A 14,662-nucleotide genomic window follows, 5' to 3' on the forward strand; every position below is an offset into this window, starting at 1 on the left:
TGGGGATTGGGGATTGGGGATTGGGGATTGGGGATTAGGGATTGGGGAGACAAAGGGAGAATGACAAATGACCAATGACAAATGACAAATGACCAATGACTACTTCGTTTTAATTTTGGCTAGGAATTTGTCAAGCTGTTTTTGGCTGAGTCTGGCTGCTGAGAAATCTGAAGGTGTACGACCGATCGCACCAGGGGATTGACAGTGGGTAATGAGCGATCGCAATGCCTCTATGAACCCAAAGGCCAAACCCTTGATGGTGTCTCGTTTATGAATTTTCTCGCTGTAATTCCAAGTCATTTCCAGCCTTTCTGCACGAATAAATCCGCTTACTCCTAATAGGTGGCGGCGCTGATTAACTAAACTTTGTTCAGCTTTGAATTCTTCAGCCAAACCCAATACAGCAGATGCCTTAAGCACCTGATCGAATTGACCAAGGTAGTTAAAACTCACTTGTGCTTGAGGTAAATCCTGTAATTTCGTGCGTATTGCCTCATCGGGCTGCAAATATCGCAACACGCCATAGCCGATGCCCCGGTTGGGGATGCGCCGTAGTTGTTCTTTGACTGACTTTAAAGCCTCTCCTGCCTCTTGTTCAACTTCTTCTAGCTGCAAATGAACGGGGAATAAGGTAGTAAACCAGCCCACAGTCCGCGACAAATCCACATCCTCAAACAATTCTTCTCGTCCATGTCCCTCTAAATCAACGAGTAAAGAACGTTCTCCTGTCCATTGGGCAAAGCTTTGCACTAGGGCAGTCAACAGTACATCATTAATTTGAGTGTTGTAGGCAGAGGGTACATCCTGCAAGAGGGCGCGGGTTTGTTCTTCAGTTAAGGAAAGTGACACAGAAGCGGTTGAGGCTAAGGTATTATTTTCTTGATCTGAAGGATAATCTACTGGTAAGGCGGTAACTTTTAGACTAGACTCATTCAGCCAGTAATTCAACTCATCTGATGATTTGGCGTATTCTGTTAAGCGATCGCTCCAATATTGAAAGGATGTTGTCTTTGGTGGTAGTTTAATAGCTTTGCCACGGCTGATTTGCTGGTAAGCTGTAGCCAAATCTTCGAGCAAAATCCGCCACGAAATGCCATCTACTACTAAATGATGGATGATGAACAGTAATCTGCCGGGTTTATCATTGCCTAATCTAAATAACGTCACTTGTGCGATCGCTCCAGTTGATAGATTCAAGCTAGCCTGGAGTTCAGCATCCGTCGCTTTCATTACTGTTTGTTGTTCTTCTGGCGACAGGTGCGACAAGTTGATGACGCTAAATGGCACAACTTCTTGGATAGGGGCGTTAATCTGCTGCCAGTTTTCCCCTTCTTGTATAAACTGCGAACGTAAAACATCGTGATGCATCAACAATTGTTGCACGACTCGCTGCAATAGCTCTGGTTGCAAGTCTGGCGGCACTTTTAGCATGGCTGACTGGTTAAAGTAATCAGGTTCGGGCAATTTTTGCTCGAAAAACCAGTGTTGGATGGGTGTCAGCGCTACTGTACCTGTCACTAACCCTTGTTCGGCTTTGACAGAGCGAGCAATTCCTGCCACAGCAGCTAACTCAGCAATTGTTTGGTACTGAAATAGCTGTTTAGGGGCAATTTGGATACCCGCCTGATTGGCTCTTGAAATTACCTGAATACTGAGGATGGAGTCGCCGCCCAATTCAAAGAAGTTATCGTGGATGCCGACTTGTTTTAGTCTTAAAATTTCCGACCAAATCGCTGCTAATTTCTCTTCTGTGGGAGTTTGCGGTGCAACAAAATTATCTTCTACACTCAGTGAAAGTTCGGTGGCTGGGAGGGCGCGGTAATCTACCTTCTGGTTCGGAGTCATTGGTAGGGCTTTCAGGAGTGCGATCGCTGAGGGCACCATATAATTAGGCAACTTCTGTTTCAGGAAATGGCGCAGTTCATTGAAAGCGACGGGAAACTCCATTCCATTGTGGGTGGAGAGGGATAGTCGCCCCGTCGCTTGGGGCATTGGGCATTGGGCATTGGTAGCTTCTTCCCCATGCCCTATTCCCCATTCCCCATGCCCAAAAACTCCATCCCCTTGTGGGTGGAGTTTTTCATCGGCGTTTGGTTGCGGCTGGTGCGGAACAACATAAGCTACAAGGCGCTTTTGTCCAGGGATATCTTCACGAGCAATGACTACAGCTTGAAATACCTGTGGGTGTTGTCTCAGCACCGTCTCGATTTCTCCCAACTCGATGCGGAAGCCGCGAATCTTCACCTGATTGTCAACTCGTCCGAGATATTCTAGGTTGCCATCGGCGCGAAAACGTGCTGAATCCCCCGTTTTATATAATTTTGGATTTTGGATTTTGGATTTTGGATTGTAAAATGGATTCTCGATAAATTTCTTTGCCGTAAGTTCAGGGCGTTGCCAATATCCTCTAGCTAATCCGGCTCCGCCAATGTGCAATTCTCCGGGAACTCCTATTGGTACTGGTTGCAGATATTGATCCAGAATATAAACTTGAGCATTGCTAATCGGTCGTCCAATTGAAACGGAGTTAGTTGAAGTTAAACGATCTAACACCATTTTTTTGTGAAGCTGCATATAATTCACCCCCCGGCTATCGCCGTCCCCCCTTGCCAAGGGGGGACTACAGGGGGGCATTATTATGTGTCTCTTTATACATAATTGGTATAAAGTGGTTATAATCGTTGCTTCCGTTGGCCCGTAACTATTAAGTAATTGGGGTGGATTGCAGAGGTGAGCAACACTACTGTGCCAGTGCTTCACTTTTTCGAGTTGAGCTTCTTCTCCGCCAATAATCACCATTCTCAGACTTTCGGGAATTCGGGAATCTTCAGAGGTAAGTTCCGCTACTAATTGATGCCAGTACGCTGTGGGAAGATCCAAAACAGTTAACTGCCATTCTCGGCAACACCGCCAAAATTCATCGCTGGAGTGCAACATTTCTTCGGTTCGCAGTACTAATGTTGCGCCGACTAAAAGACAAGGTAAAATTTCTTCAATAGATGTATCAAAACAGAGAGATGCAAATTGCAGAATATTATCAGTTGCATTAATTCCATATTCATGCATAGCACTGATAACAAAATTCATTAGCGATCGCTGTTCAATCATCACTCCTTTAGGTTTACCCGTAGAACCAGAGGTGTAAATAATGTAGGCGAGGTTATGAGGTTGAACTTCGCAAATCGGGTTGGTTGTACTGTGTTGAGTAATTATTTGCCAGTCTGTATCTAAACAGATGGTTTTCCCGGCATAATCTGGTAGTTTTTCTTTAAATCTTTCTTGAGTCAGCAGAATGCTCAGTTGAGTATCTTCGAGAATATCAGCCAGTCGCTTTTGGGGATAGCTAGGGTCAAGGGGAATGTATGCACCGCCCGCTTTGAGAATGCCGAGTAAGCCGATAATCATTTCTAAAGAACGCTCAATGCAGATACCCACCAAGGTTTCTGGTTTGACTCCCAAAGTTTGTAGATAGTGGGCAAGTTGATTGGCGCGATCGCTCAATTCACGGTAAGTTAAATGTTCACCTTCTTGTTGAATAGCTACAGCATCGGGAGTTAACTCCACCTGAGCTGCAAATAACTCATGAATACCCTGATTAAAGGTGTACTCTTTCTGAGTCTGATTCCACTCCACCAGTAATTGCTGCTGAGTCTCCGTTAGCAGTGGTAATTCTGAAACTCGCTGCTCTGGGTTAGCAACAATCCCCTCTAGTAAAGTTTGATACTGCTCTAGCATTCGTTGGATTGTGGCAGCATCAAAGAGATCGCTGTTGTATTCTAAAACTAACGTGATTCCCTTCGCTCCCGTTTTAGAACCGTTCTGCACGCGTTGCTCAGAACGCGGTATAACCAGGAAATCCAGATCAAACTTTGCTGATTTATTGCTGATAGGTTCATGCAAGCTAATGTCCAAACCAGGAAGACTCAAATCCGGCATGGGAGAATCATGGAAGCTGAACATCACTTGAAATAGAGGATTGTGGCTTAAATTCCGTATTGGCTTGAGAACTTCCACCACCTTATCAAAAGGTAAATCTTCGTTGTTATATGCTTCCAGTGTGACTTGACGCACTCGGTCGAGTAATTCCCGAAATGTGGGATTACCAGACAAATCAGTGCGTAGAACCAGGTTATTGACAATCATGCCAATTAACTTTTCTACCTCGTGCATCCGCCGATTGGCAACAGCAGTTCCTACGCTTAGGTCGTTCTGCCCAGTGTATCGGTGCAAAATTACCAAAAAAGCTCCCAGCATCGTCATAAATAAGGTGACACCCTCTTGACGACTCAGAACTCGCAGAGATTCGCACAAGTTAATGGGAAGTTCCACCCTAATTTGATCGCCATTATAAGTTTGCTCTGGTGGTCGCGGGCGATCATAAGGTAATTCCAACAACGGTGAACTACCGGATAATTGCTGCTGCCAATAAGTTAATTGGGTTTGGGCTTCCTGGCTTTTGACCCACTGTCGCTGCCAATGGGCAAAATCCACAAACTGGAGGATTGGCTCAGTCAACGGGGAAGGATTAACCAGACAGAAGGCTTGATAAAGTTCAAGCAACTCACCCAGAAATACATTAAATGACCAACCATCATGAATTATGTGATGCTCGATGTGGAGCAATAAATGTTCTTGGTCGCTCAACCTCAGCAAAACCCATTTAACTAGTGGTAGTTGATTCAAGTCAAACGGCTTTTGTACTTCTGCCTCAACTAGGCGCTGAACTTCCGCTTCCCGCTCAGATTCCGGGAATCTCTGGAGGTCAATAACTTTAAAGCTGATTGGTGACGCTGGGTGAATTATCTGAAATAGCCGTCCATTCACCGCCGGATAAGTCGTGCGAAATATTTCATGACGCCGCACAATCTCGTTGAGGCATTGTTGTAATACCGCCACATTTAGCTGACCTTTAAATCGCATAGTTGCCTGGAATTGGTAGGCACTACTTTCAGGAGCCACTTGCCCAATAAAGTACACTCGCTCTTGGGCAAAGGAAACGGGTAAGAGTCCTTCACGCTCAATTCGTTGGATGGTGGGACGCTGCAACGGCTGTTCTAACTGACTATGCTGTTCGATTAGTTGAGCTAAACCTGCGATGCTGGGGTTTTCAAAGATGTGGTGAAAAGACAACTCGACTTGGAAAACTTCGCGCACGCGAGAAAGGAGTTGAGTTGCAATTAGGGAATGACCACCCAACTGGAAAAAATTGTCATTGACTCCAATCTGCTCAAGTGCCAATAACTCAGCCCAAATAATCGCTAACGTCTCCTCAATTGGGCTACGAGGTGCGACAAAAGTTTCTTCGAGAGCGGGGCGTGTGCGATCGCAACCTGGAAGATTTCGACGATCCACTTTACCATTGGGCGTAAGGGGCAACGAGTCTAAAATTACAAAGACTGCTGGCACCATGTAGTTGGGCAGCTTTTCCTGGAGAAAACGTTTTAGAGTAGCGGCGATGGCTTCACGCTTTTGATTAAGGACAATATAGGCAACAAGGCGCTGCTCACCAGGGATATCTTCACGGACGATTACCACCGCCTGCTGTACATCCGAATGTTGACTCAAAAGCGCCTCAACTTCTCCTAATTCAATGCGGAAGCCGCGAATCTTCACCTGATGATCAATTCGTCCCAAAAACTCAATATTGCCGTCTGGTAAATAGCGTCCTAAATCCCCCGTTTTGTATAATCTACTCTTTCCCGCCGACGCTTGCAGACTCGCTACCGCTGCGCTATCCTGCCTCCTGCCTCCTGCCTCCTGCCTTCTGCCTCCGCCTCCTGCCTCCTGCCTCCTGCCTCCTGCCTCCTCAAAAGGATTGGGGATAAATTTTTCTTTGGTTAATTCTGGACGGTTTAGATATCCTCGTGCCAAGCCATCGCCGCCAATATATAATTCACCAACAGTACCAATAGGAACTGGTTGAAGTTGGGAATTCAGTATATAGATTTGTGTATTAGAGATTGGGCGACCAATCGGTATATTTGTAGCCTCTTCTGAAATATTCTGTACTAGATACCAACAAGCAAATGTTGTACTCTCAGTTGGGCCATAAGCATTCAGCAATCGCTGTGGCGGCCCATTCTTGAAAACCGCTTTCACTGACTTGAGATCAAGAACATCGCCCCCAATTAGTAAGTGATGCAAGTCTTTAAATGCTCCAGGGACAACACTAGCTAACTGATTAAATAAGGCTGGCGTCAAAAATAATACACTAATCCTTTGTTCGCGGATGTACGTTGCGAAATACTGGGGCGAAAGCACAATATTCTGAGGAATTACCACCAGCCTAGCCCCGTGGAGGAGAGATCCCCAGATTTCAAACGTAGCTGCGTCAAATGAAGTATTTGAAGCTTGAGCAACACTTAGTTGACCGCCGGAGATATCGCTCGGCATAAACTGTATGTAGTTGGTGTTGCATACTAACCGATTGACAGCCCGATGTGATACAGCTACTCCTTTTGGTGTTCCTGTAGAACCAGAGGTGTAGATAACGTAAGCGAGGTTTTCAGCCGTAACATTACTAATAGCATTCTCTTGGCTGTGTTGGTTGATGGATTCCCAGTCAGTATCCAGACAAACCACATTCACTCCGCTACCCGCAAACCCTTCAGCAAACTTTTGCTGTGTTAATAGCACCTGCACTTGTGAATCTGAGAGCATCAACGCTAGACGCTCTTTGGGATACGTTGGATCTAACGGCACATAAGCTCCACCCGCTTTGAGGATACCCAAACTACCCACTACCATTTCCCAGGAGCGCTCAACGCAAATGCCTACTAGAACTTCTGTATCTACTCCTAGAATTCGCAAATAATGTGCTAATTGATTGGCTCGGTGGTTCAACTCCTGATAGGTTAGTTGTTCCTCATTAAAGACGACAGAAATATTATCTGGAGTTTTTTCTACTTGTGCTTCAAATAACTGATGTATGCATAGATGTTTGGGATAATCTACCGTTGTATCATTCCATTCAACTAATACTTTATGTCGTTCCTGATCAGTTAAAGCACAAAAATCATCAACATACTGAGTAGAGTTAATGACAATTTCTTCCATAATAAATTTAGTATAAAGGTTGAAAGTTTTAGTAAAGTTATAGTTTTTGAATATATGCTTGACCCGGCTCTATAGCTATTTTTTGGAAAAATAGGTAGACCGATTTTTCGGCTTCTGTTAGAGGATGTTTAAAAAGTCCTCTCTTCTCTTAGATAACAGATATTTCAATACGGTTCGTTTAAGGTTTTTTGCCCTCAAGATGAAAGACTGATTATTGTAGAGACGGCGATTCATCGCGTCTCTTGTCTTAACCGAACAGTATTGACAGATATCTTGCACGAATCTTTAAAAGAATAGGCCTTTGAGGCTTTAATCCGATGAAATCAGACTCAGAGGCCATTTTGTTTGCTCACAGCAATTTGCTGCGATCGCTTTCCTGACACCAATCGGAAAATAGAATATGAATGGATAGATGTCTCAAAGCAAAGTACAGTCAGCTTTTCAGACTCCCAAATCTTAATCTAAAATCCAAAATAGTATTAGTGCTATTTGATTTAAAATGTCACCGAATGTAATAGTGAAATTATTCCTCGACAATTTCAATTGTTTTTGGTGGCTGAATCTCTTCAGTATCAATAATAACTTCTGGACTCAGTTCATTTCTCAGTTTGAGTTTTAGCTCATCTGAAATGGGTAAATCTTTAATTTCTTTGAGGAGATATCTCACTGATTCTGTTTTACTACGTTCTGTATAGACGGCCTTGAGAACAGCTTCAATTCCATATCCCGCGACAGTATCCCCTACAACCGTTATTAGACCAAGTATACCTATACCTCCGACAATGCCGAAGGGCCCTCCCAAGGCTGTGAGGGCAGCAACAATAGCAGCATTACTACCTGCTGATGTGACTGCTAAAATCACGAGAATGATACCAGGAAGACCCAGACCAGCAAGTTTTTTAACGATTTCGTCCATTGTAATTACCTAAAATCCTTTTTTTCTTGGTTAAAACATTACTAAGAGTACGAGAATAGAATCTTTGTAAATAAAGAAACCTATCTCAAAACCTAGACTAAGCTAGATAAAAGTCATTCACGCTCAGATTGGGTTAATATTTTTTGAGTTTTATCTCTAATTTACCCCGCTCTGATAGTTCGATTTAGTTGGGGTTCCAATCCCCAATCCCTGGATTTACCCCCCTTAATCCCCCCTTGCAAAGGCTACGGTGTATACACAAGTCAAAAAAGTTTGATTTTTCATTGTTCTCTCGTTTATCTTGTTCCCATGCTCTGCATGGGAATGCTCCTCGTTGAGGCTCTGCCTCCAATCTGGCATTGAGTCAGAGACTTAATGAATGCATTCCCAGTCGGAGACTGGGAACGAGGAAAGTCTTATCAAGCTAGGTTTTTAGGACTTGTGTATACACCGTAGCTTGCAAAGGGGGGAAATATCCGGTTCTCCCCCTTACCAAGGGGGAGTTAGAGGGGGTGGAAAGGGCTTGTGTGTACACGTAGCCCCTGCTTACCCATCTCACAAAATCGCATTGCTCCCATCCCCAGTTCAATCAAAGCGATCGCTAATTTTCCCATTTACAGCAGAGATAGCCACTGTTCTTGGTGAGGCTAAATAATTTTTGCCCGTTGGATCGCCGCTACGTCCTTTAAAATTGCGATTGGTTGCATAAATCCCTGCTTCTTCTTTTGCCAAAACCCCAAGTCCAGAATTGATACAAGCCCCACAACCTGTCTTGAGAATTTGTGCTCCTGCTTGTTCAAAAATATCGAGATAACCTAACTCTTGGGCTTGTTCTCGAATTTCAATGGTTGCAGGTACAATAAACAAGTTTACACCGTCTGCCAGTTGGCGACCGTGCAAAACTTCGGCTGCTTGAGCTAAATCGTAGAGTTTACCCCCAGTACAAGAGCCAATAAAAGCTTTGGTAATCGGAATATCTTCTAATTGACTAATGGCAACTACTTGATCCGGTTTTGGGGGACGTGCCACTTGTGCTTCTAAATCACTAAGGTCAAATTGATAAACCTTTTCATACTCAGCATCAGCATCGCCGCTAATTTCTACAAATTCTTGTGAAGTTCGGTTTTTTAAATACTCACGTGTCACCTCATCAGGAACAATCAAACCACATATTGCACCACACTCTACAGCCATGTTGGCTAGAGTTAATCGTTCATCAAAGGGTAGTTGTGCAAGGATTGACCCTCTAAACTCTATTACCTTACTGGTCGCGCCAGCACAGCCGATTTTTCCGAGGATAAATAGGATAATATCTTTGGCACTAATTTTAGGAGACAAGGTTCCAGACAACTCAAATACTAGGGTTGGAGGAACACGAATCCACATATCTCCTGTGGCATAAATATTAGCCATATCGGTGGTTCCTACTCCTGTGGAAAAGGCTCCCAATGCTCCGTAGGTGCAGGTATGGGAATCTGTACCAGCAATCAGCATTCCTGGTCGGACAAACCCTTTTTCTGGGAGTAAAACGTGACAGATGCCCGCTGCTTCACCAGGGGAAACCATATCAAATAAGTGGCATCCTTGGACTTTAGCAAACTGAATCATCTGGTCATACATGACATGAGCTTTGTGATCAGCACGGATGTCGTTGACTTGGATAAAGTGATCGGCTACTAAAACTACCTTTTGGGAGTCCCATAACTTTGCTCCTTCTCCATACTCTTGATAAAATATCTTGGCCACAGGCCCGGCTACAGCATCATGGGATAAGGCTAAATCGACCTGGGCAAAAACCACTTCTCCTGGCTGGACGTAGGAATTTCCAGAGGCTTTAGCTAAGAGTTTTTCGACTAAAGTCATGGGGCGTGGCGGGGTGAAGCTGCGAGGAATGGTGATTTTACCCTGACGACGCAGCTGATTAAAAGACATTAACCCACCGGCTAGTGCGATCGCATCAACTACAGGATTCTCCTGTTTCTCCCCCAGAATTTCTAAGGGTAGTCCAATATTGATGCTATTACGATAAAAAATTTCAGCGAACGATCGCGCCCGAATTTTCTCAATTCCCGCAGCTTGCAAGGCAATGGGGGCAACTTCTCGACTGGAACCACAGCCGAAATTTTCTCCTGCTTCAATCACATTGAATTTTAGCAGTTCACCTGCTCCAATAATATGTTCTAAAGCATACTTTTTTAAGTAATCAGGGTCATCTGTTGTCGCCCGATTGGCAGGAATAATATCATCGGTATTGATATCATCTCCCAGGTGCAAAACGTTATTTGCATGACTCATGAAGCACTCCTAATTGAGAATGTTGCACAACTGAAAGTTCTTCAAGTAAAAGGTCAACTAATGTTGCAGTATTGACTAAAATTTCTTCTCCTTGGCTAAATAAATCAGCTGTTCGGTATCCCTTAGCTAAAATCCGGTCTTGCGCTGCAATAATTAGTTGGGCAGCCCGCACTTCCCCCCATTGTTGAAGCATTAAAATACAAGCTCCAAGGGTGCCAAGAGGATTAGCAATTCCCTTCCCAGCAATGTCTGGGGCTGTACCATGAATCGCTTCGTACAAACCAAATCCATCAGCATTAAGACTCGCCGATCCTAATAAACCAATTGAGCCAATTAATGCACCACCAATATCACTAAGAATATCTCCAAACAAATTGCCCGCTAAAATTACATCAAACCGTTGGGGATTCAGAACCATTTGCATAGCTAAGTTATCTACCAGCATTGGTTCGATAACAACGCCAGGAAACTCTTTGGCTTCTTCTTCCACTAGACGAGTCCAAGGCAAATAAGGCAAGGCATTTTCTTTGTGGGCTACGGTGAGTAATCCTCGGCGGTATTGGGCTTGTTCTAAAGCCTTGCGAGCAATTCGACGAATCTCTTCATCGTAATAGCGCATCGTATGATAACCATAATCTCCCTTATCATCTGAGCCGCGTCCAGATGGGCCAAAATAGATTCCACTGACCAGTTCTCGAACGATGAGAATATCAATTCCTTGAATTTTCTCTGGTCGAAGACTAGATTTATGTACGAGACTTTTAACGCTACGGATCGGACGAAGATTGCAAAAAAAGTCGAAATGCTTTCGGAGTTCTAGTAGTCCGCCTTGAGTAACTGCACCAAATACAATGCCATCGGCTCCATCGCACAGTTCGGCGGTAGCTTGAGGGAAGTAACTACCCAGTTCTTCAAAGGCAGTTGCGCCAAGCCAGCCATAGTCTACCTGTAAGGTAAATCCTTCAATTTTAGCGACGTGTTGCAGAATTTTTAAGGAAGCTTCCACAACTTCTGACCCAATTCCTTCCCCAAGAATGGCGACTATCCGATAAGATGGCTTACTTAAAGACCCCATTTCGACCTATTGAAAATTACTGGCTCAACTCCATTAACATCAAGAAAAGCTCATACAGTAGAATTCGGAATTCAGGAGTCGGAATTCAGGAGTCAGAATTCAGGAGTCAGAATTCAGAATTAAAACAGGCTTTATACCTGGCTTTGAGACTTAGCTTGTGTAGTTCACTAACTTGAAATCCGCTGTATTTAGGTTAATAAAATACTAATCAACTCATCGATTTCTTTACTTTTTTCTTGAATCAGTGTATTAGCTAAAGTTTGTAACTGCCGCAGATTTTCTGGCTTGGCATTATCTATTGCTTCGAGTTCACTTTTTAAGAATGTTTGAAATCGATAATAAGAACTTTTACTACCTTTACTATTAGCCTCAAACAACCTTTCTAATTCTCCAGCTACTACTTCACTGCCACCATCAAGCACAATATTTAACAGCGGGTTTGCCCATTGTAATAGTCCCCATTTTTTCACTTCTTCATAAGGGTAAACACTCGTCAGGGAACCGGTACCCAAGGATACTATCAAGACATCATCTGTATTCAAAACTTGTTTATTTTCTTGTCTACTAATTTGCGCTTCTAAAATAGCCAAATTAGCTGGATTATTAGCGACTACTCCGCCATCAACTAAAGTATAGAAACCGTTGGTATTATGGGAACTGGCAACGCGATAGGGAGCAAAATAAGTCGGAGTTGCACTAGTTGCTAATGCCGCATCTGTGAGGGTAAAACCTGAGCATAACTTGCGGAATCTTTTCGATTCTGTCTGTTGCTTTTCGATTTTATTAGTAAAGAATATGGGAATTCGCTGCTCGATATCGTAGCTAGTTACGAAAACTTCTTTGAGATTATTTTCTAGAGGAGTGTCGCCAAAATATTGCCTGATAATTTCTTCTCTCCCCTCAGAAGAATATTTTGGTTGGACGAATATATCTTCTAGTTGACCGAGTATTTGTTCCCAAAATGGCTCGTAAAATATCTCAGCCCCATACTCAAGATATATTTGGACTAGATCCTCGGCGCTGTATTGGGCGGTGGGTAAGCTATCAGTGGCTTCTAAGTCTAATCGGGGTTTGGTTAATCCGAGTGCCAGAATTCCGCCGCTGGAAGTGCCAGAAATTAAATCGAACAAACTAAAAATCGGCTTTTGTGTCCGCTTTTCAATTTCTGCTAGTACCAGGGCTGGGATAATGCCCCGAATACCGCCGCCATCAATAGCAAGTATTTTGTATTTGGGATTAGCTTTCGTATTCATAGTTTTTGGCGATCGCTCCTGAGTTAATGTTTGCTGTTGAATATCGACTGGAACTGTTTCGGCTTTCTCCTCTTTTGGCTGGGGAGTTTGAATGTTTGCAGATTTTTCGCTCTGTCTTTTTGTCCCTTTTTTTGCCTTTGGGTGACGCTCCTCTGGCGCTAACACAGTTGTTGTCTGGGTTGGGATGCCAGTTTCTAGAATTGGAGGAACCTCAACGGACTCTTGCTGCAACTCGGTTTCACTGACAGCAACTACTTCAACGGAGATAACTTCTGCAACAGATTGGCTTTCTGGCTCCGCAAGGTTTCTCTCCTCGGAACTACTCGCTGTCTGTTCTTGTGGCTCACTCTCGTTCGATGATTGTGTAATTCCAAATGGAAGTTGTGCGACATCCCAACTAGGATTGCCACGCAAGTTTCCATCAAGACCATTTTCAGTTTGGTCTTTTACAGTTTTTCCTTGTCCTTCGTTTAATCTCCAGTAAGCGACTAATCCTTGTTCATTCCCAACTAAAGGCTGATCGCGATGCCTTTGAATTTCCGCTGGGGGACAGGGATAATTCCAGACGCTAATATTCGCTAATTGACCTGTGAAATATATGTTGTTGTGTAAAGTCGCGCCCAGTGTCACAGAACTAGTTGCTTTATTTAAAGAGTCACCTGTAAAGTACCCAAAATACTCATTCTCATCAAGATATATGCTCAGTTGACCTTTATTAAAAACAATGGCAAAGAAGTGCCATTGTCCGATAGTTAATTCTCCATTGCCAAAAGTTTTAATTTTCTTCTCAAGAGTCTCATCAATGAATACATCTAGGTTCCCTGATTCACTGATGCCGAACTCAAAATTATCACTATATCGATCTGAAGAACGAGCAAAAAAAACATTGCGCGTGCCGTATGTAGTGGCTTTATCTGTTAGCTGATGAGGATTCACCCATCCAGAAATCGTAAAGGCCGAACTTCCTTGAGCAAAAACACCAGAAAAATCATTTTTGCCAAAGTCTATGTAATCATCTTGTCCATCAAATGTCAGAACTGATTGGCTATATACCTGCTTTGTCACAAGAGTTTAATCTCCAAATAGGATAATTCGTAATTCGTAATTCTAATTAATCAATGCAATAGATGAATAAACTATGTTTGTTAGTAAATCTCTTGAACTACCTGTGTTAAAAGTATTTTTGCCTTAATTAGGCAATTTATCGGAAATTAGTAATTTTTTATAGCCAAAGATTAATTTTTTTATTAAATCGACTAACTTTTTTAAAAACAACGTGCTTCAATACTTGTCGGTTAAGAGGTTGTTTGAAAAGTATTTCACTGTGACTTTAGGCACTTTTTGATCCCCCCTAACCCCCCTTTTTAAGGCTACGGTGTACACACAAGTCCTAAAAACCTAACTTGCTTGATAAGCATTTCCTCGTTCCCAGTCTCCGACTGGGAATGCATTCATTGAGTCTCTGACTCAATATCTGACTAGAGGCAGAGCCTCTAATCAGGCATTCCTATGCAGAGCATAGGAACGAGATAAACGAGAGAACAATGATGAGAAATTGATCTTTTTTCGACTTGTGTGTACACTGTAACCTTAAAAAGGGGGGAACCGGAATCAAAGTCCTCCAATTTATTGGGGGATTTAGGGGGATCTAAAATTTTTGATGCCGACGACAAGAGAACTTTTCAAACATCCTCTAAGGGGAAAAGGTAAAAAAAATCTTTAACTTTTACCATCTAAGCTTGAGAATGAAATCAATTCCAAGTTAAAAATACACAAAGCTAGTAGTATGGCAAAGCGCTTAATCTCTACTCTCAAATAATCTCAGCTTTATCAAGAAAATGCAATAGCAGTTAAGACAGTAAAAGTAGACAGTTAAGACAGTAAAAGTGGACAGTTAAGACAGTAAAAGTGGACAGTTAAGACATTTAAGACAGTTAAGTAGACAGTTAAGACAGTTAAGACAGTTAAGTAGATAAAATATCCTTTACAAAACTTAATTACAAATTACGAATTACGAATTACGAATTATTTTAATATTCCCCCTACTTATGCAACAACGCCAAAAAG

Annotated in this window: 5 protein-coding genes and 1 pseudogene; all 6 read right to left on the reverse strand. The window is 42.9% G+C overall.

All coding sequences use genetic code 11. From position 1 onward, the window contains the following. Window positions 1-99 precede the first annotated feature (99 nt). A complete protein-coding gene (locus HUN01_RS12165; RefSeq protein ID WP_238846207.1) occupies window positions 100-7,056 on the reverse strand; it encodes a non-ribosomal peptide synthetase in 6,957 nt (2,318 codons plus the stop codon). A gap of 523 nt (window positions 7,057-7,579) precedes the next feature. Continuing rightward, window positions 7,580-7,972 (reverse strand): hypothetical protein, encoded by a 393-nt coding sequence (locus HUN01_RS12170; protein ID WP_181931488.1) that lies wholly within the window; start codon window positions 7,970-7,972, stop codon window positions 7,580-7,582. A 585-nt stretch (window positions 7,973-8,557) separates the two neighbouring features. Further along, window positions 8,558-9,904: a 3-isopropylmalate dehydratase large subunit gene (locus HUN01_RS12175; RefSeq protein WP_420832810.1), complete on the reverse strand. Its 1,347-nt coding sequence runs from the start codon at window positions 9,902-9,904 to the stop codon at window positions 8,558-8,560. A gap of 63 nt (window positions 9,905-9,967) precedes the next feature. Then, window positions 9,968-10,111: pseudogene (locus HUN01_RS36550) on the reverse strand (3-isopropylmalate dehydratase); the annotation flags it as partial. Between the two features lie 139 nt (window positions 10,112-10,250). Continuing rightward, window positions 10,251-11,342 (reverse strand): isocitrate/isopropylmalate dehydrogenase family protein, encoded by a 1,092-nt coding sequence (locus HUN01_RS12180; protein WP_181931490.1) that lies wholly within the window; start codon window positions 11,340-11,342, stop codon window positions 10,251-10,253. Window positions 11,343-11,530: 188 nt separating this feature from the next. After that, window positions 11,531-13,660, reverse strand: coding sequence for a patatin-like phospholipase family protein (locus tag HUN01_RS12185; protein WP_181931491.1), 2,130 nt, complete (start codon window positions 13,658-13,660; stop codon window positions 11,531-11,533). Window positions 13,661-14,662 lie beyond the last annotated feature (1,002 nt).

The sequence above is a fragment of the Nostoc edaphicum CCNP1411 genome (assembly GCF_014023275.1).
In the GTDB taxonomy this organism is placed as follows: Bacteria; Cyanobacteriota; Cyanobacteriia; order Cyanobacteriales; family Nostocaceae; genus Nostoc; species Nostoc edaphicum_A.

Coding starts and splice junctions, on each gene's coding strand:
- HUN01_RS12165 (WP_238846207.1), bottom strand. CDS start 7,056: ATGGAAGAAATTGTCATTAACTCTACTCAGTATGTTGATGATTTTTGT.
- HUN01_RS12170 (WP_181931488.1), bottom strand. CDS start 7,972: ATGGACGAAATCGTTAAAAAACTTGCTGGTCTGGGTCTTCCTGGTATC.
- HUN01_RS12175 (WP_420832810.1), bottom strand. CDS start 9,904: ATGTCTTTTAATCAGCTGCGTCGTCAGGGTAAAATCACCATTCCTCGC.
- HUN01_RS12180 (WP_181931490.1), bottom strand. CDS start 11,342: ATGGGGTCTTTAAGTAAGCCATCTTATCGGATAGTCGCCATTCTTGGG.